This is a genomic window from Qipengyuania sp. HL-TH1 (assembly GCF_036365825.1).
Lineage (GTDB): Bacteria > Pseudomonadota > Alphaproteobacteria > Sphingomonadales > Sphingomonadaceae > Qipengyuania > Qipengyuania profunda.
Genome location: NZ_CP142675.1, coordinates 3145193 through 3163660 on the forward strand (window position 1 = coordinate 3145193; position 18468 = coordinate 3163660).

Genomic DNA, 18468 nt, shown 5'->3' on the forward strand with positions numbered 1-18468 from the left:
TATGAGCGACCCCGTATGGGGCAAGGGTCCCAGGAAGATATTGTCTCACGTTTGCAACGGGTTATCGTAGGGGCCTGGCCGGCTGTCGGCGGGAGAGAGCAGCCAACCCAGCAATTGCAGCACTCGGGTTGATTGTCCTATCAGCTTGCGGCGAGCGGAAAGACCCATCCCGGGATCCGGGCAGAAAGCGGAGCAGCCAATCATGGAACTCAACCCTGTCACATCCCTCGAATGGCTCGATTGGGATATCATCAGCCGGCTTGGCGTGGCTGCGATTCTCGGTCTGGTGCTGGGGCTTGATCGCGAATGGCGCGGCCATGCCGCCGGCATGCGAACGCATGGCCTGATTTGTGTTTCGGCTGCGGCCATGGTGGTGTCGATCATGGCCCTGTACCATCAGCTCGACGGCCCGCGGATGGACCCCCTGCGACTGTTCGAGGCAGCCGGAGCGTTCATCGGGATAATCGGGGCCGGTCTGATCGTCTTCAGCAAGGGCCAGCTCCACAATCTGACGACGGCGGCCCATCTGTGGCTAGCGACCATGGTGGGCATCGCCTGCGGTGCCGCGCAATGGCCCCTGGTGGCAATACTGACCGTAGTCAGCCTGATCATGATCACAGTCCTGCGGGTTGCCGAAGACAAGTTCGGCAAGGAGGATCGCAACATCGCGCGCTCGATCGGAAGGTCGCCCGACGAATAGGCGTCCGCCTCAGATCCGCGTATTCGTCGGAGCAGCCCAAACTGGTCAGCTGCGCTGTATCGCCCCCTTACTCAGGCAGCCGGCAGATCACATCATCGGTTTGCCGCCGGTAACGGCGATTCTGGCTCCCGAGATGTAGCTCGCTTCATCGCTCGCCAGCATGACGTATGGCGGCGCGAGTTCGGCGGGCTGCGCCGGGCGGCCAAGCGGATAATCTTTCCCGAATTCGGCGACGTCCTCTTCGGGCATCGTAGAGGGGATAAGCGGTGTCCAGACCGGCCCGGGCGCGACGCAGTTCACCCGGATTTTCCGATCTGCCAGCAGTTGCGCGAGGCCTGCCGTGTAATTCTGGATCGCCCCCTTCGTGGTCGCGTAGGGCAGCAGGGTAGGATTGGGTTGGTCGGAATTAATCGATGCCGAATTGATGATCGAACTGCCCTTACGCATGTGGGGCAAAGCGGCTTTGGCGAGATAGAACATCGCGTGGATGTTGGTGGCAAAGGTCCCCTCCCATTCCTCGTCGGGAATGTCCTCCAATGTCTCGAAAGTCATCTGGTGCGCAGCGTTGTTTACCAGCACATCGATGCCGCCGAAGGTGCGGACAGCCTCGTCGATTATCGTCCGGCAATGCGCCGCATCGCTGATATCGCCGCGCATCAAGGCGCATTTGCGTCCAGCCTTTTCGACCCATTTCTTCGTTTCCTGCGCGTCGCGATCCTCGCAGAGATAGGCTATCAGCACATCCGCGCCTTCGCGCGCAAAGGCGATTGCGACCGCGCGACCGATCCCGCTGTCACCGCCGGTGATGACGACCCTCTTCCCTTCGAGACGGCCGGAGCCCTCGTAGCTTTCTTCGCCGTGATCGGGCTTGGGGTGCATTGACTCGGTCGCGCCCGGAACACGCTGTTGCTGTTCAGGCAGGGGCGGCTCGATCTGGTTGGTGGTTCCTTGTCGCATAATGATCTCCCAAGAGATTTCGGAGTGTGAGCGTTCCGTGCCGTCAGGCTTTCGTCCCGGGGTAGGTGTCGCCTGTGAGCAGTTTGGCGAGATGCGCGGCATTGATCGCGCACATCTGCGCGGTCTCGGTCACCGCATCGGGCGTCTCCTCCAGCTCCATGAAGTCTGTGCTGCCCATTGCCTCGCCAACCCAATAGCAGGCCGCGCCCGCCGGGATCGTCCATCCGGTGTCGTTGAGCGACTGGAACAGCTGCGCCGAGCTCCAGTGCGCGCCATCTTCATTGCCGACGATCGCGGCAATCGCCACCTTGCCGAAGCTCGGCATCCGGCCCTGATCGTCGGTCTCGCCGGTAAAGGAGTCCATGCGTTCGAGCACGCGTTTGGCGACCGATCCAATCTGCCCCATCCAGATCGGCCCGCCGAAGACCAGAATGTCGTGGCTCAGGATCTTTTCGCGAATACCTGGCCAGTCATCACCTTCGCCCTCGTCCGACGTCACGCCTGGCGGGACGTTGTGGTCGGCGATGCGGATGGTTTCGGACAGTTCGACGTCCTGCTTGGCCAAATGCTCTTTCAGCACGGCGATCATGGCGTCGGTCGAGCTTGCTTCGCCCGAGGATTTCTTGAGCGAGCAGTTCAGGGCGATGGCGGTGAGAGGCATAGGTGTTCTCCTCGGTTTCTTGCAGATTCGCGAAGGCGTGCGGCCTCAGCGGTCGTCGGGTTCGGCCATGCGGCGGTGCATCTGGGCAAGCACGGTGTCGGGGATCACGCCGGCGAACATATCCTGGATCTTGTTCATGAAGCCGCTGACCGTGTGGGCGTCGCCTTCGAGAAGGGCCTTGTAGCCCGCCTCGGCGACCATTGCGGGATCGTCCTTGCTGTCCGATTTGCCGACATCGGTGTTCTCCATCCCGGCGCGGTCGAAGAAATCGGTATCGGTCGGCCCCGGCATCAGGCACGAAACAACCACGTCGGTATCCTTAAGCTCGTTGCGCAGCCCGAAGCAGAAGTAGTCGACGTAGCTCTTGGTGCTATTGTAAACGAGCTGGAAAGCGCCCGGGATGTGCCCCGCGATCGAACCGGTCACAAGGATGCGACCGGCATTCTTCGCCCGCATTTTCCGTCCGATATGGTGCAGGAGCCATGTCGTGCCGGTCACATTGGTATGGATGACATGGGCGATGTCCTTCCACTCCTGATCGAGGAACGCTTCGCCCAGCCCGTGGCCGGCATTGGCAAGCAGGACTTCGGGCGTGCGATCGCCGATCGCCGTCACGAGGGCCTGGAGGCCTTTGGGGGTGGCGAGATCGGCTTCGACCGTCTCGACGCCTGCGGCACCGCACTGCCGCGCGGTGGCTTCGGCCGCGCCAAGATCGCGGTCGGCGGCGAGGATCAGGTCGCAGCCATCGCGGGCCGCCAGCTTCGTGAGCTCGAGCCCGATGCCGCTCGAAGCACCGGTGATTACGCACGGCCCGGACAGCTTGTCGATTTTCCCGGCCATGATCAGTTCTCCATCCCGGGCTTCAGAATGACCTTGGTCCATTCATTCTGCTGCTCCTTGAAATTCTTGTAGCCCTCGGCCGCCTGTTCGAGCGGCAGCCGGTGGCTGATCAGGAACGTGGTGTCGAGCGTGCCATCCTCGATCTTCTCGAGCAGCGGCTTGGTATATTTCTGGACATGGGTCTGGCCGCCGCGGATTTGCAGGCCCTTCTCCATCATTGCCCCAAGCGGCCACTTGTCGGTCATCCCGCCATAGACGCCGGGGATCGAGACCTTGCCGCCGAACCGGACCGCGAGAATCGCCTGCTTCAGCGCGCTCGCGCGGTCGGCGCCCATGCCGACCTTCTGCTTCACGACGTCGAACATGTTGTCGATAGCGAAGCCGTGCGACTCCATGCCGACCGCGTCGATCACGGCATCCACGCCGATCCCGCCGGACATTTCCATCAGGGCTTCGCGCACATCGGTCTCGCGGAAGTCGATGATCTCCGCGCCCAGCTGCTTCGCCAGTGCGAGACGGTTCGGATAGTGGTCGATCGCAATCACCCTGGATGCGCCCATCACGATGGCCGACTGGATCGCGAACAATCCGACCGGGCCGCAGCCCCACACCGCAACCGTATCGTCGGGCTGGATGTCGGCATTTTCCGCCGCCATCCAGCCGGTCGGGAGGATGTCCGAGAGGAACAGCACCTGGTCGTCCTCCAGATGGTCGGGAACGACGATCGGGCCGACATCGGAAAAGGGCACGCGGGCGTATTCGGCCTGTCCGCCGGAATAGCCGCCGGTCAGGTGCGAATAGCCGAACAGCGCGGCCATCGGCTGGCCGTAGAGCGTCGCCGACATATCCTGCTTTTCAGCCGGGTTGGAATTGTCGCAGGCCGAATATTGCTGCTGCTTGCAATGGAAACAGCCGCCGCAGCTGATCGTGAAGGGCACGACGACGCGCTGCCCTTTCTTCAGATCGCTCGCAGACCCCGTCTCGACGACTTCGCCCATGAATTCATGGCCCAGCACATCGCCCGGCGCCACGCCGGGAATGACGCCATCGTATAGGTGAAGGTCGGACCCGCAGATGGCCGTGCTGGTGATCTTGATGATCGCATCGCGGGGATTGATAATTTCCGGATCGCTGACCGTGTCCACGCGAACGTCGTTGGTTCCATGCCAGGTAAGTGCTCGCATCATCCGTTCTCCTGCTTGGCTGCACGGGTTTCGTCCCGCGTTCGCGCCGATGTCGCTATTTCTCCGGTTTCCATGAGCATCTTGAAACGCTTCAGATCATGCCGGGCCTGAACCTGCGGCTCGCGCAGGAACAGCTTCGCCACCGCTCGGCCGAGCGCGCCTGCGGGCGGGTCGTAGGCCATCACCAGGCTGACCCTGGTTCCGCGCTCGCCCGGTGCATCCTCGAAGCGAACCTCGCCGCTGGTCTCGATCTCGGAATCCTCGACCGAGCGCCAGGCGATCACCTCGTCCTGCTTCTTGCTGGCGATTTCGGTTTTCACCGCGACCGTCTGGCCCGCGGGGGCCTTGATCCGCCAGGTTGAAACCCCGTCTGCGCCGGCTTCGATCGCTTCCACATTCTCCATGAATTGCGGCAGGTTGGAGAAGTCCGACCAGAACGCGAACATTTCGGCTCGCGGCTTGCGGATGGTTACTGATCGGCCGACCTGCGCGGTGTCGCCTTCAGGCTGGCGTTTGGTATGGTTGGCGGCATCGCCATATCCGCGATTTTGGTGCCTGTTGGACAGGAACGCTCCGAATGCGATCGCTCCGGCAGTAAGAACGACGCCGCCCAATCCGGCGCCGATTTTCGAATTTTGAGACATAGATTTTCTCCGCGACATGATGACGCAGCGAATTCCCTCTCAAACCGTTCCGGACGTTCTCGGCGAGGCGTTGGTGGGTTGCGACCAATTTTACCGAGCTTTCTTCGGTGAAATTTCAGGCCGGGTTTATCTGTCAGACGCAGTTGCGAGGTCGCAATCGCCTGCCGGGCTTGAACGGATGGTCGGCAAGGCGGGCAAACGCCCGGGCCAAAGAGCAATCACGACTGACGGAACCGCCGCGATGGCGAACATCGCCTGTCCTCCCATTTTTTCGGCTATTCCGCTCACGAGAGTCGGTCCGATCAAGCTCCCGATCGCTAGCGCCATGAGGGCCGCAGTGAATCCGGTCGTGCTCCATCCGGGGAACAATCTCAGGCTCCAGAAAGAGATCACCGCGCTGACGACCATGAGCGCTGCTCCGTGAAATGCGCTTGCGGTTATCACGGTGATCCAGTCATTGGGTGCGAACGCGATGAGGACCATCGAGAGGGCGGCAGCCGCGAAAATCACGCGCAGCACGCCGCTCAGACCGAACCGGTCTACCAGACGCCCCGCCGCTACGCCGACTAAGCCCAGGATACCGTAACTGATGAAGACCACGGCCGAAGCGCCGTCCGATACCAGGCTAGGCAGCCCTCCCGTATCGGCTATGCGCTTCGCCGCGAAGGTAATGAAGACCGCGTTAGTCGCGCCGAAAACCAAAGCGAGGGTGTGGAGCGGCCAAGCCTTGCGGCCATAGAAATGCGAAAGGGCGAACCCCTTCATCGATTGCCTCTGTTCGAGCTTCGGGGTCCCGAACCACGCCACGATTGCCGCTAAGAGGGCGATGCCGGCGAAGGCCCACCAAGCGTGTCGCCAGTGGATTGCGCCCATCCCTGTAAATAATGAGAGAACGCCTGCAATTACTACGCCGGTGGCCGTTCCTGTCGCGATTATCGAGAGGGCCGTATTTCGCCGATCTTCGGTTAAACTGTGGCGCGCGGCATCGTTGAACGGGGTCCAACACAGGCCTGCGCTGGATCCCGCGATGACTATCCCTGCGGTCAGCATTGTCGCATTCGATGCAGTAGCTACCAGCACTGATCCCGCGCACGCCATCAGGCAGGCCAGAATGACAGGAGTGCGAGGTCCGAGCCGAAAAACAAAGATAGCAGTTATTGGCAAAGCCACCATAAAGGCGGAAAATGCGATACTCGCGATATGCCCGCCATCGGCCACCGAAAGGCCGAACTCATCGGCGAACTGGGGCATGAAGAGACCTAGACCGACTCTCGCGGGACCGAAGCCGATTGCAGTGGCGAGAAATCCAGCGATCGTGAGACGCTCGGCCGAGTTCAACGCGTTCTTTGTCCTGCAGTGCTGCACGAGCTAGAGCATGGTTTCGGTGAAGATGCCAAGAGGCTTTACCTCATTCCCCAGCAAGCGACCGGGTTAATTCCGCCAAGCGCTCACGGAGCAGATGGTCCGTATCCCGAGCTTGCTGGCGAAACGCATTTAACGCTTGGTTTTTCGCGGCCCCTTCGTACTGATCGAGCGCAATGGCCGTTTCCAGCGACACGATGTCAGCAGCCAGAAATTTGCGGATCGCTCCAATTACGGCGACGTCTCGCACCCGTCCCTGCGCTGTCGACGCTACGTCGCGCAATGCATCGTCCATTATGCCATTTGCCCAGAGATTAGGTTTCCCATCAGGATCACCCAGCATCTGGCCGAGGATGTTTGCTTCTTCATTGGACCGAGTAATCAAAGTACGGAAGGTCTCTCTCGTAACGGCATCGTTTGTTGCGACAGCAACTTTCTGCATCCTGCACGCAAGTGAGCGACGGCCCTCCCGCAGGTCATCAAGCGCCACTAGTAGCAATTGGCTGAAGTTCGTCGTGGTCATACTCCGTGAGCGCCGGACGTTCGAGTTTGTTCCAGCCTTCCCTTGTTCCGCGGGTTTCTCGACTTTTCATAATAATGTGAGCGTGTTAGATAACATTTCTTATCGTCAAAAGCAGAGCTTGGGCGGAACCTATCGATCTAATTGAAATTGATTCTGCATTCGTCCGAACCTGCAACACTAGGTTCAGGAGATGCCCTTGTCTTTCAATCCACTTACAGAAAAAGGCATTCCGATCGACCGTCAGTTCCGCAATTGGTCGGAATTGACGAGCAAACCTTTCGACACCCGCGAGGTCCATCCCTATACGAGATGCCGCGTGATCCTGATGAACGGGATCGAGGTGGAGGCGATCATCAATTCGCACAACGCCGCGCGCCGCATTGCCGATACGGGCGTTAAGCAGATGCTGGCTCTGGTCCGCAAGGAGGATAGCTTAGCGAACTCGGGGGTCATCTACCGTTCCTCAATCGTAGCGTCCGATCAAACTGCAGATATTGCATGACGACAAAGCGTCTAAAGAATCATGGTCCGACAGGCACCAAAAGATATTTTATGGGCGCACGCTTTCGACGCTTATCGGCTAGGCGAAAAGTACGCGCATATGAGCCCGATCACAGCGATGCGCTCAGTGCTTCCTGATTAATCTTCCGTGCTTTCGTTTGGCTTACCTATCAGCCAGACCCCCGTTTTGCCGACCAGTTCCATAGAGCAGACAGGTCTTCCGTTTTCGTAAAGGTCGGCCTTGGTCCCGCGCGCAACCTTCTTCGCCTTGTCCAGCGCCCCAGCAATTGAAACGCTATCGAAAGCGATCTCTTCGCGTGCCGCAGAACGTTGGTCCCAAGAATGCAGAACGTAGTGACTCATAAGCAACCTCACTTCTGAAATTGATTTCCGGTCCCCGTCCTTGCCTTTTAAATATCCGCTTTCCGGCGACGAAACGAAATCCACGCCCCTGGCGCACCGTTTCCCCGCCTCAACGGCCGAGCTTAGAATATCATCTGCACTCACTACGGCAACGGCAATGGCTGTTAAACGGTCGCATGACGGGAACCATTGGTCGCACATGATCAAGAGCGAGCCGCAAGTAAACACACAGTACCCCTCTTAGCCCACTTGTTGAACGTCCTGTCTGACAGGGTCCACGAGTTCCGGATCAAGATTCAATCGAAGGCATTTTTTGCCGTAGCACCGGCCCGTTCTCGATGTGCTTTCGGGTAGTCTGGTGTGTTTCAGCAAAGGAGTGGCAAAATGCATACTGAAGCAGAAAAAAATTCCGCTGTTATTTCGAGTGATCGCGTCGAAGGTACAGCCGTCTTTGATCGCGGCGGGAAAAACATCGGCCACGTAGATTACGTATTGATCGAGAAGCGCGGTGGACAGGCAACAGAGGCAGTTTTGTCGGTCGGCGGTTTCCTGGGAATGGGTGATGAGAAGCACTGCGTCCCTTGGTCGAAGCTCGATTACGATACCGACCTTGGTGGCTACCACCTTAACATCGACGAAGATGCCCTTCGCGAAGGGCCGCGCTTCACTTCCGAGGAACGACACAAGGCCTACGACGATAATTTCCGGTCTGGCGTTCACAAATACTATGAAACAGCGCAGGTAGCTTAGCACTATGAGCATTGGGGGGCCCGGCTTGACTGTCGGGCCCTTTTGCAACTGTCATTCCGGCCGCGACCGCGGTTACAGCCCTTTAGCGGAGGCTCAGTTCTTGCCCCCATTCCGGATATCAGAGAGTCGAATGATCACATCATTGGTTTGCCGCTCGTAACGGTGATTGTAGCTCCCGAAATGTAGCTTGCGTCATCGCTCGCCAGCATGACGTATGGCGGCGCAAGTTCGGCGGGCTGCGCGGGGCGGCCAAGCGGATAATCCTTGCCGAATTCAGCAACATCCTCTTCCGGCATCGTCGAGGGAATAAGCGGTCTCCAAACCGGCCCGGACGCGATGCAGTTCACCCGTAGCGGCCTCGTGGCTGTCGATCGACATCTTTGGCATCGCCTTCTCCGCCACGGGATTGGACAGCAGGTCTCTACCCCATAATCGTCGGAAAGTCATTCGGCAAAGGCGCCGCCCAGGATCGCCGCCATTCCCGCACAATAGGCGACAAGCACGGCGATTGAATCGTAGCCCATGCGGAGCATGGCCTTGTCCCGCCGTTCGAGCAGGCCGATCAGGACCAGCATGGTCAGCAATATGCCGAGGAGCGCGGCCACCATCGCGCTGCGATCGACCTGATTGAGTACGAGCGGACCCGCCGCCAAGATATCGATCAGCAGGATCAGCGTCACATCGAACATGTTTCCGCCCAATATATCGCCAATAGCCAATTCCACACGGCGGATGCGAACCGCGGCAATTGCCGTGCTGAGTTCGGGCAGTGACGTGGCGAAGGCGAGTAGGGTCAGGCCCATCACTCCGGTATCGGTACCCGTTTGTTCGGCCATCCCCTCCGCCGCCAATGTCACGAGTGTGCCGCCTGCACAAATCAGCACGGCTGCTGTCACGGTGACGCCGACAAGTCGGATATTGGAAAGCTCGGAAGGAGCTTCTTCTTGTCGATCCACCTCCGGCAAGGCTTCCGGCGTCCAGCCTCTCGAAGAGACGCTCCTCCCTAACCGCCAGAGGCACAAAAGATAGATTGTGGCGATCAGCACCGGGAAGAAGCCGACCCCGATACCCCATAATTCCCAGTCGCCCACCATCACGCCCAGCGCCACGAGCACCAGAAGCACGATGCTGACTGCCGCGTTGAGCATAACGCGCGGCCCCGGCACCATACTGGTCAGCGCATTTTTGCCCACGAACAGATCAGCCAGCGCGATGACGACCACCTGAAAGGCGACCCCGCCGACGAGATTATTGACCGCCATGCGCGGATTGTCGGAGATTACCGCAACGCTGGTGGTGGTGATTTCGGGCAACGAAGTCACCGCGCCCAGCAAGATGACGCCGATAGTCGCCTGTCCGATGCCACTCCGCTGCGATATCGTGTCGGCATAGCCCGCCAGCCGTGCTCCGGCGAACCAGACGAGCACGGCTCCGGTCAGGAACAGCGGGACGAGCGCGAACAGAGACAAGCCAGCAAGGCTCATGTCACTGTCCAAGATAAGCCGAGGTCAACAGGAGTGCTCCGAAGCCCAGTGCGAAGGACGGGCTCGATATACGGCGCTTAGCCTTGGGCTGGTCGGCTTCGGGCACGATATCCTCGATCGTCGCGGTCAGTAGCAGGCCCGCGAACACAGCGAGCACGAAGCCCGTCAGCACATCCCCCGCTCCGGCCAACACGGTATACCCCGCGAACGCACCGATCACCGGAAGCAGCGGATAGATCGCCAGCGCGCTTAGCCGGTGCCTGCGCGTAATCTTTGCCGAGCGGAAATTCGCAGCGATGGCGAAGCCACCCGGCAAGTTGCCCGCCACTTGAGACAGGGCCAGCAGCAGCCCCAGTTCGCGCGCCACCGCTCCCCCGCCGCCGGTCATCAGTCCATCGGTCAGCAAGTCAACGCCCACTGCGGCATAGGCCCCCCAAGTGGTCGCACGGCCTGCGGCGCTACCAATTCGGTCGCGGATCTTTCGTGTGGCTTTGGCGATACTTGCGGAGCAGATTGCCCCGACGATCAGCGCCACGACCAACAGCCAGGTCTCGATCCGCTCCTGCGAACGCGGGATGAGCTCAATTGCGGCAACCGCGGTGGCGATCCCAGCAGCGGCATGGAGCGCGCCGCCGACCAGCCATTCGGGCGGCTTGCGCCACTCGGCCAGCGCAACGCCAAGAAGATTACCCAGCGAAGGCAGCAGCGCGAGAGCGAGTACCGCAAGAAGGCCAGAAGACTCCATACTGTCAGCGGATCACCGCTTGAGCGCGTCCGGCACGCTATCGAACCGCACCGCCACCAAAATCGCGTCGAAGGGCGCCTCGTTCGGCAGACCCTTCAGACCATCTCCCGTAATGATCTCGCAATCGTCGTAGGCCAACTCCCTAATCCGCGCCGCCGCCTGCCTTGCCAGCGCCTCGTGCCACTTGATCGCATGGACCTGCCCAGCAGGGCGGGAGAGGACGGCTGCGGCATAACCCGTTACCGCCCCGACCTCGAGCAATCGGTCGTCTGCCCCGACTTCCCCCGCATCCATCCGGTGATCGACGTAGGTCTCGCGCGGGGCTTTGGCAAAGGCGGACAGAAACGCCTCGTCGCGAAAGCCGCGCGCGGCAATCTGGTTGCGGTTGATCAACTGGCGCCGGTCAGCATAGTCGGTGCCGCTCACGATGCACCTCCAGCCTGGTTGGCGAACACCACGCGCGTCCCCTGGCGCACCGCATCCGCCAGTTCCTTCGCATCCCAGTTGGTAAGCCTTACGCAGCCATGGCTGGCGGTCTTGCCGATCAGTTGCGGGTCGGGCGATCCGTGGATGCCATATCCGGGTTTGCTCAGATCGATCCAAATGCCGCCCACCGGATTGTTCGGCCCGGGCGGGACGATCAGCGTTTCGTCGGGACCCCATTCGCGCCCGCTCGGATCGAAGGTATAGTTTGCATCGGGCGCTACCGCGACCACCTCCATCGAACCGGAGGGGCTGGGAAATTGCGCGCTGCCCACCGTCGCGGGATAACTGGCAAGGATATTGCCCCGCTCGTCGAAAGCGACGACCGAATTGTCCGACTTGCGGACCTCAATCCGGGCGACCTGCGAAGGAAGTGTTTCCTCTCGATGCGCAACAATAGTGATCCGCGTCCCCACGCGGCTGAAATCGGCCTCGGGATTGAGCGCCCGAAGCAGGTCCTGATCCATATGGAACCGGTCTGCGATCAGCTCCTGCGGCGAGGTCCAGCCAACACGTTCCAGCGCTGCCATTGCCGACATAGCGTCGGGAACACGAAAGAACGGTCCGTCCACGTCGTCGCGCGTGATCGTGTAGGTCTGGAAAATCTCACCGCTCTGCGACTTTATCAGTGATCGCATCAGCTGCGGATCGAGGCCTCCCTCAGCAGGAAGCCCGCGGGCGCGTCGGAAATGCTGGATCGCCCGCATCGTGTTGCCGCCCATGTAACCATCGATCACGCCGGGCGAATGGCGGCTTCGATCGAGCATAACCTGCGCGGCAAGCACTACGCGCGAACGAGCGCCAGAAAATGCCGTTTCCGGCACCGAGGGTGGGATTTTCAGATCAAGACTTTCGCTTTGTGTCGTCTCGATACCCGCTTCGGTATCGGTTGTTGACTGGGCCGGCGATACCGAGGGAACACAGAGAAGCGCGGTGGCGATCAACACCACCAAATTTCGGTCAATGCGAAGAAATCCAAGCATGGTTAAGTAACTGGGCTGTCCGCGCGGATGTTCCGATCTGGTCAATTCCGAGAAAGCTGTTGAGCGTACGATCTGACATTTAAACCAAGGACGCGCATCCGACGTACACAAGCAGCATCCCGATTTCAGGCGGCGCTACTAAACCGGATTACCTCGTGGTGGACGTTGTGGACGGCGGCCGTGCCCCGCCAAGCACCTGGGTCCTGTCCTGCGGGGAAGCGCGGCGTACTGCACCGCGTGGGGCGATACGCCAAACGGTGTTCGACACATCATCCGCGACATATAATACGCCACGCGCCTCGTCGTATGTCACGCCCACCGGACGCCCCCTCGCATGCCCGTCTTTCAAGAAACCTGTGAGCAGGTCGATCGGCCGCCCATCCGGGCGTCCACCACGGAAGGGCACAAAGACGACCTTGTAGCCCGACGGATCGGCGCGGTTCCAGCTTCCGTGCATCCCGACGAAAGCACCTTCGCCGAACCGGCCACCCAAGCCACCGTCGGTTGTGAAATCGACACCAAGTGCGGCAACATGTGAGCCCAGCGCGTAGTCAGGCACTACGGCCTTTTTGACCAGGTCGGGCCTCGCCGGCTTGATCCTCGGATCGACGTTTTGACCGTAGTAACTGTAGGGCCAGCCATAAAAGGCACCGTCGCGCACGGAAGTCAGGTAATCAGGCACGAGTTGCGGTCCAAGTTCGTCACGCTCGTTGACGACCGCCCAAAGCTGCTCGTTCCACGGGTCAAAAGCGAGTGCTGTGGGGTTGCGGATGCCGGAGGCAAAAATCCGGCTGGCGCCCGTTTCGCGGTCTATTTCCCATATGACCGCACGGTCCTCTTCCACATCCATGCCGCGTTCGCCGACATTACTGTTCGAGCCAATGCCTACATATAACTTCGAGCCATCGGGGCTGGCGGTCATCGCCTTCGTCCAATGGTGATTGATCTTGGCAGGGAGCTTTGTAACTTCGGTGCCAGATCCCGCGATACTGGTCGCTCCCTCGGAATATTCAAAGCTTACCAGATTTCCCTGATTGGCTACGTAGAGCGTGCCATCAACGAAAGCTAAGCCGTAGGGTGCATCGAGACCCTCGATAAAAGTAGTCTGGAGATCGGTCTGCCCATCTCCGTCCTCATCGCGCAGCAGCGTTATCCGGTCTCCGCCTTCGACCGGGCTTTTGCCGCGCTTCTTTATCCAGCCTGCGATAACATCCTTGGGCCTCAACTTTGGCGCCTTGCCGCCAGAACCCTCGGCGACCAGAATGTCCCCATTGGGCAGCACGAGCGTCTGCCGTGGAATCTTCAGATCCTGTGCAATGGCGGAAACAGTGTACCCCTCGGGTACGATGGGTAGTTCGTCCCCCCATCCTTCCGGCGTCGGAATTTCCATCGCCGGCACGAGAGCATCGTTCTGTTCGGGAAGCTCGGGACGCTCGCCAGTCTGATCGAGATCGGGATCGCTGCTGACCTGGCACGCGGCAAGCGCGAAAGTAAGCGGCAAGACGAGATAGGCTAGGCGGTTCATGCACGTTTCTCCACCGTCTGGGTGCTGTAGGCGACAAACGCTGCGATCAAGGCCAGGATCGAGCACAGTATCGAAAGCACGAGGCCCAAAGTGCCGACGGAATGCCAGCCATCACGAGCATGCTGGAAAGCATTCAGCACACCGAGACCGAACATTGCGGCGATGACAATCAGATAGAGCGTACCGCGACCTTTCGCGTGTCGAGCTCGTCCGAAGAAGAGGGCGAGCAGTGCCGAGGCGAGGACCAGGCCAGCGAACAGGTCTGCCCCGGCAATGAGCCAGGACGAGAAGTTGGACCACTGGATCTCCGCCGTATTCAGATAGGTTATATCGGTAAGTAGAGCGGCAGGATAAAGCGCCACGGGAAAGGCGAGCAGTATCGCGTGCAAGGGATTTGCAAAAGAACGAGAATTAGTGACTGTGCGATCCATGCGGGCAATCTCCTCTTCCGGCTTTGCCACTCTGACTAACCAACAATCGCGGGGAAGGTGCCGAAGATTACACCCGCCCCAGCCAGACCGAGGGCGCCGAGAGCGAGCGGCGAGCGTGGAGCACGTAGCCTCAGGACTTGTCCCAGCAATGCGGCGATTGCGATGAGACCAGCTCCTATCGCGATGATCCGCGCGATCCCGTCATCGGGGAAAACCAGCACTCCGGTGTAGCTGATAGCGAAATGCGCCGACCAGATCACGAAGGCGATCAGAAGCGTGCGATAGATCGAAGGACGGTCGATGGGCTCGCCAATCTCGCTGTTCTTTGCTTCAGACACCGGGGAACACCCTCGGCAAGAGAGTAAAGACCATGCCCTGCAGCGCGCAGAACATTATGAAACGTGCGACAATATCCATGGTGACGTTTGTCGGAGTGGTCATGATTCCCCGCGCTTCGCGAAAAGCGAGATAGGTGGCCATGATGACAGCGACCACGACCACCTGTCCCTGAAGCACCGAAAGCATAAAAACAGTCGCACCCATCCCATTCGCGGTGGGTTCAAGACCCGTCGCGAGCCATCCAGTCACATCGAGGTATAAGGCTCCGACCAGCAGGGTCGCAGCAAGTGCCTCCAGCATCCAGGGCAGGTCTTCGGCAAGCCGCCCTTCTTTCGATGCGAGAAACCGACGCCCGCCCCAGGCCGCAAGAAGCGCCGCCGCTTCTATCCCGACAATGATTGCAGTTGCGCCGAGCGGCGGAGGCGCACTCCAGACTTCGGGATTGATGCCATAGAGATAGAGGTAGGCGAACACGGCCATGAAGCCGATCATGCCGATTACGACCATCAAAGTGTTCAACGCCCACCAGCCGTGGCTTTTCGGCCCGGTGATGGCGATCGGAACTTCGATACCGCCGCCGATGTCGGCGCTTTCCTGTTTGATGGGACGGTCGGTTTCCCAAAGCCATCGAAGCGTACTTAGCACTGCTACAATCCCGCAAAACACTGCAAAGGCGTAGCCCTGCACCGTCAGCGAGAGGAAAAAGAGAGCGGTGAACACAGCTGCTGACAATGGCCATGGCGACGGGCCGGGCATGAGTTGAACGTACTGTGGTTCAGCCATCACGGTCGAGGTGATCAACGTCTCGCGCTGACCAGTGGCAGAGTTCGGGAGGAAATAGCGCCCTTCTTCGACTTCCTTCGAGATTTGGGGGCGATCCCATAAAGGCTCGCGAGACGTAACCAGCGGGATCGAGCGAGTGGAGTACAAACCGGTGGGAAGCCATTCGAGCGTACCGCCCCCGTAGATATTGCCTGCATCGTCATGAACCGTGAAACGAAAGCGGCGCGCGAGATCGAACAGGAAAAGGAGTATCCCAGCGGCCATCACGAAAGCGCCGATGGTGGACACCAGATTGAGCAGATCGAGATCGCGCCCGGGCAAATAGGTATAGACCCTGCGCGGCATACCCATCAAGCCGGTCAGGTGCATGGGGAAGAAAGTGATGTGAAGACCCGCGAACATCAGCCCGAAGACCCACTTCCCGACACGCTCAGATAGCGCCCGGCTGCTAGTCATGCCGTGCCAGTGGTAGAACGCGGCGAACATCGGGAAAACCATGCCGCCCATCAGCACGTAATGGAGGTGGGCGACGATGAAATAGGTGTCATGCGCCTGCCAGTCGAAGGGCACCATGCCCACCATAACGCCGGTCAACCCACCCATCGTGAAAATCACTACGCTGCCGACTACGAATAGCGCAGGCGTGGTCCATCTTATCTTGCCGCTGGCAAGCGTCGCAATCCAGCAGAACACCTGGATGCCGGCCGGCAGGCTGACCGCCATGCTGGCGGCGGAGAAATAGCCTGCCGAGACGCGCGGCATGTCGGTAGTGAACATGTGATGCGCCCAGACGCCGAAGCTGATGAAGCCGGTAGCGACCAGCGCCAGAACGTTGAGGCGGTACCCAACGAGCGGCACCTTGGCGACTGCGGCCACCATCATGCTCATCAGACCCGCGGCTGGGATAAAGATAATGTAGACTTCTGGATGGCCGAAAAACCAGAAGAGGTGTTGCCACAGCATGGGATCGCCGCCGCGTAGCGCATCGAAGAAAGGCCAATTGAAAGCTCGTTCGATCTCCAGCAGCATCGTGCACAGGATCACACTGGGGAAAGCGACCACGATCATTACCGCGAACACCAGCATGGCCCACGCAAACATCGGCATCTTGTCGAGGGTCATCCCCGGCGCGCGGGTGCGCAGCACACCCACGATGATCTCGATCGCTCCGGCAATGGCCGAGATCTCGATGAAGCCGATGCCGAGCAACCAGAAGTCTGTATTGATACCGGGACTGAAGGCGATGCTCGTCAGCGGGGGATACATGAACCAGCCGCCGTCGGGCGCCAACCCCACGAACAGCGAGAGAAAAAACATCGTTCCGCCTACGAAATAGGCCCAGAAGGCGAATGCTGACAGCCTGGGAAACGGTAGATCGCGTGCCGCCAGCATCTGCGGCAAAAGCATGATCCCGATCGCCTCCACCATTGGCACGGCAAACAGGAACATCATCACCGTTCCGTGCATGGTGAAGAACTGGTTATAGGTATCGACGCCGAGGAAATCCTGCATCGGAGCGGCGAGTTGCACACGCATGCCCAGCGCCAGAATTCCTGCTGCTAAGAAGAAGCCGAAAGCAGTGACGACGTACCAGAAGCCAACGTAGTTGTTATTGACCGCGGTAAGACGTGCCCACCCCTTGGGCGCGCGCCAGATGCGGTTCAATTCTTCGACTTCGCTATCGGGACGCTTCTCGGTGGGGAAGCGCTCATAGAGCGAATAATCGAAACCCGTCTCGGATCTCATTTCTGCTGCTCGAGCCAGATGGCGATAGCTTCGAGCTCGTCGGCATTGAGCATGTCATAGCTCGGCATGCGATTGCCAGGCTTGAGCGATTGGCTGTCGCCGATCCAACCAATCAGCGTCCCGCGGTTGTTCGGCAAAATACCCGCTCCCAGCGTCCGGCGCGACCCAACATGGGTGAGGTCCGGGCCAGCGAGGCCGTTTGCCTCAGTCCCTGCGACACGATGGCAGGCAGCACACCCGGACTGCATGAATAGTGTTCTTCCGGACTGCTGACCGGAATTTGTGTTAGCGCCCGCACCCGTACGCGTAACTGTTGATCGCTCCGAACCCTGCGTCCCTGATCCGGACGATGATTCTACTTGCCGCGTTATGTCGAGGCCCGCTGAAACGAGGCGCTCATTCCGCTCGGCATACCATTCTCGAAAATCGTCGTCCTCATGCGCTACGGCAACGAAGCCCATCAGCGCATGTTGCCGCCCGCAATACTCCGCGCACACCCCGCCGAATTCTCCTGGGCGATCGGCTTCGATCCGCAGCAGTGTGCGTCGCCCGGGGATCATGTCCTTCTTTCCCGATAGATGCGGCACCCAAAAGCTGTGAATCACATCGGCGGATTCCAGTTCGAGCACCACCGGACGTCCGACGGGAATGTGAATCTCATTCGCATCTTCCATCACAACCGCGCCCGATGGGTCCAGATATTGCACACGGAACCACCACATTTCACCGGTAACGCGAATACGCATCTCGTCCCCGTGGATCGGCTCTGTCAGGCTGGCCGTAAGTGTGAGTCCCCACACCAGTAGCGCGGTCAATACGACGCCCGGAAAGGCCACCCCGCCGAGCAAGATCGCGCGTTCGCCTCCTAGCTTCGCTTTCCACTTGTCTGGTCCCTTGATGGCGACCCAAAGAGCAAACACCACGACCAATGTGACGAAAGCGCCCAAACCGAAAAGCGACCAGGCCAGGGTTGTAACTTTGCCTGAATACGGACCTGCCGGGTCGAGTACCGGAGGTGGCCAACCCCAAAGTGCGTCAATCATGGTCGAGACCATACAAATAGGCTGCGATATCTGCCGCCTCAGCCTCGCTAATTGGCATTGGCGGCATGGAAGAGCCCTCCTTCACGGAAGGTGCGTTGCGGATGAAGGCCGCCAATACGTCCGGCCGGTTCGGCAATTGGCCAGCTATCAAGCCGACATCGTCGAAGCCATCAAGCGATGGTCCCAAGCGCCCGGATGGCCAGTCCAGCCCGGGAATTTCGTGGCAAGATCCACAGCCTGCGCGCTTGATTGCTATTAAGCCGCGATCCTTCGGTCCGATAGCCGGCTCTCGCCGCGTCTCGACCGGGTCCTTGCATGCGGCAAGCGCTGCACAAGCGGCTAAGGCTACGCCGGCCACGATGGCTTTCCAATTCCGATGCTCCACACTCCCCATTCCCATGGGAACCGGACAATTGCATGC

The 18468-nt window shown here is 59.9% G+C and carries 22 protein-coding genes; 3 read left to right on the top strand and 19 right to left on the bottom strand.

Annotated features, from left to right (window positions below; translation table 11 throughout):
- Positions 1-202: 202 nt before the first annotated feature.
- Positions 203-700: an MgtC/SapB family protein gene (locus VWN43_RS16050; protein ID WP_050599070.1), complete on the top strand. Its 498-nt coding sequence runs from the start codon at positions 203-205 to the stop codon at positions 698-700.
- 87 nt (positions 701-787) lie between these two features.
- Here VWN43_RS16050 and VWN43_RS16055 read toward each other — a convergent pair whose 3' ends face one another.
- From VWN43_RS16055 to VWN43_RS16085, 7 genes are all read right to left on the bottom strand, one after another.
- Positions 788-1657 carry an SDR family oxidoreductase gene (locus VWN43_RS16055; RefSeq protein ID WP_063506043.1) on the bottom strand — a complete coding sequence of 290 codons (870 nt, stop codon included), beginning with the start codon at positions 1655-1657 and terminating at the stop codon, positions 788-790.
- A gap of 43 nt (positions 1658-1700) precedes the next feature.
- Entirely contained in the window at positions 1701-2318 is a 618-nt protein-coding gene (locus tag VWN43_RS16060; protein ID WP_063506042.1) for a flavodoxin family protein, read from the bottom strand.
- A gap of 45 nt (positions 2319-2363) precedes the next feature.
- Positions 2364-3158 carry an SDR family NAD(P)-dependent oxidoreductase gene (locus tag VWN43_RS16065; RefSeq protein WP_063506041.1) on the bottom strand — a complete coding sequence of 265 codons (795 nt, stop codon included), beginning with the start codon at positions 3156-3158 and terminating at the stop codon, positions 2364-2366.
- Between the two features lie 2 nt (positions 3159-3160).
- Complete coding sequence (locus tag VWN43_RS16070) at positions 3161-4342, bottom strand: zinc-dependent alcohol dehydrogenase (RefSeq protein WP_063512919.1); 1182 nt, start codon at positions 4340-4342, stop codon at positions 3161-3163.
- Entirely contained in the window at positions 4342-4986 is a 645-nt protein-coding gene (locus VWN43_RS16075; protein WP_082835583.1) for an SRPBCC family protein, read from the bottom strand. Before VWN43_RS16075 ends, VWN43_RS16070 begins: the two co-directional genes overlap by 1 nt.
- Positions 4987-5112: 126 nt before the next feature.
- Positions 5113-6351 (bottom strand): MFS transporter, encoded by a 1239-nt coding sequence (locus VWN43_RS16080; protein WP_050599275.1) that lies wholly within the window; start codon positions 6349-6351, stop codon positions 5113-5115.
- A 43-nt stretch (positions 6352-6394) separates the two neighbouring features.
- Positions 6395-6871 (bottom strand): hypothetical protein, encoded by a 477-nt coding sequence (locus tag VWN43_RS16085; RefSeq protein WP_063505656.1) that lies wholly within the window; start codon positions 6869-6871, stop codon positions 6395-6397.
- 196 nt (positions 6872-7067) lie between these two features.
- On the opposite strand from VWN43_RS16085, the gene VWN43_RS16090 reads away from it, so the two are divergent.
- Positions 7068-7373 (top strand): hypothetical protein, encoded by a 306-nt coding sequence (locus VWN43_RS16090; protein ID WP_156491280.1) that lies wholly within the window; start codon positions 7068-7070, stop codon positions 7371-7373.
- A 137-nt stretch (positions 7374-7510) separates the two neighbouring features.
- Here VWN43_RS16090 and VWN43_RS16095 read toward each other — a convergent pair whose 3' ends face one another.
- Positions 7511-7819, bottom strand: a complete 309-nt coding sequence (locus tag VWN43_RS16095; RefSeq protein ID WP_156488983.1) for a hypothetical protein — start codon at positions 7817-7819, stop codon at positions 7511-7513.
- Between the two features lie 300 nt (positions 7820-8119).
- Here VWN43_RS16095 and VWN43_RS16100 point away from each other — a divergent pair, with 300 nt between their 5' ends.
- Positions 8120-8485 (top strand): PRC-barrel domain-containing protein, encoded by a 366-nt coding sequence (locus VWN43_RS16100; RefSeq protein ID WP_082850799.1) that lies wholly within the window; start codon positions 8120-8122, stop codon positions 8483-8485.
- Positions 8486-8619: 134 nt separating this feature from the next.
- Here VWN43_RS16100 and VWN43_RS16105 read toward each other — a convergent pair whose 3' ends face one another.
- From VWN43_RS16105 to VWN43_RS16155, 11 genes are read right to left on the bottom strand one after another with little or no spacing between them, the layout of a single operon-like run.
- Positions 8620-8892, bottom strand: coding sequence for an SDR family oxidoreductase (locus VWN43_RS16105; protein ID WP_082835581.1), 273 nt, complete (start codon positions 8890-8892; stop codon positions 8620-8622).
- A 36-nt stretch (positions 8893-8928) separates the two neighbouring features.
- On the bottom strand, positions 8929-9969 hold the full coding sequence (locus tag VWN43_RS16110; protein ID WP_063505654.1) for a sodium:calcium antiporter: 1041 nt from the start codon (positions 9967-9969) through the stop codon (positions 8929-8931).
- Between the two features lies 1 nt (position 9970).
- Positions 9971-10714, bottom strand: a complete 744-nt coding sequence (locus tag VWN43_RS16115; RefSeq protein WP_063505653.1) for a ZIP family metal transporter — start codon at positions 10712-10714, stop codon at positions 9971-9973.
- A 12-nt stretch (positions 10715-10726) separates the two neighbouring features.
- Entirely contained in the window at positions 10727-11140 is a 414-nt protein-coding gene (locus tag VWN43_RS16120) for a protein-L-isoaspartate O-methyltransferase family protein (RefSeq protein ID WP_063505652.1), read from the bottom strand.
- Positions 11137-12291: a L,D-transpeptidase family protein gene (locus VWN43_RS16125; RefSeq protein ID WP_233996537.1), complete on the bottom strand. Its 1155-nt coding sequence runs from the start codon at positions 12289-12291 to the stop codon at positions 11137-11139. Before VWN43_RS16125 ends, VWN43_RS16120 begins: the two co-directional genes overlap by 4 nt.
- Before the next feature lie 37 nt (positions 12292-12328).
- Positions 12329-13705 carry a PQQ-dependent sugar dehydrogenase gene (locus VWN43_RS16130; protein WP_050599081.1) on the bottom strand — a complete coding sequence of 459 codons (1377 nt, stop codon included), beginning with the start codon at positions 13703-13705 and terminating at the stop codon, positions 12329-12331.
- Positions 13702-14136: a DUF2231 domain-containing protein gene (locus VWN43_RS16135; RefSeq protein WP_063505650.1), complete on the bottom strand. Its 435-nt coding sequence runs from the start codon at positions 14134-14136 to the stop codon at positions 13702-13704. The genes VWN43_RS16130 and VWN43_RS16135 overlap by 4 nt, the downstream gene beginning before the upstream one ends.
- A 35-nt stretch (positions 14137-14171) precedes the next feature.
- A complete protein-coding gene (locus tag VWN43_RS16140) occupies positions 14172-14474 on the bottom strand; it encodes a hypothetical protein (RefSeq protein ID WP_063505649.1) in 303 nt (100 codons plus the stop codon).
- Positions 14467-17004: a cbb3-type cytochrome c oxidase subunit I gene (locus VWN43_RS16145; protein ID WP_063535109.1), complete on the bottom strand. Its 2538-nt coding sequence runs from the start codon at positions 17002-17004 to the stop codon at positions 14467-14469. The genes VWN43_RS16140 and VWN43_RS16145 overlap by 8 nt, the downstream gene beginning before the upstream one ends.
- On the bottom strand, positions 17001-18047 hold the full coding sequence (locus VWN43_RS16150) for a cytochrome c oxidase subunit II (RefSeq protein ID WP_224801993.1): 1047 nt from the start codon (positions 18045-18047) through the stop codon (positions 17001-17003). The genes VWN43_RS16145 and VWN43_RS16150 overlap by 4 nt, the downstream gene beginning before the upstream one ends.
- Positions 18040-18234 (bottom strand): hypothetical protein, encoded by a 195-nt coding sequence (locus VWN43_RS16155; RefSeq protein WP_197459409.1) that lies wholly within the window; start codon positions 18232-18234, stop codon positions 18040-18042. Before VWN43_RS16155 ends, VWN43_RS16150 begins: the two co-directional genes overlap by 8 nt.
- Positions 18235-18468: the final 234 nt, after the last annotated feature.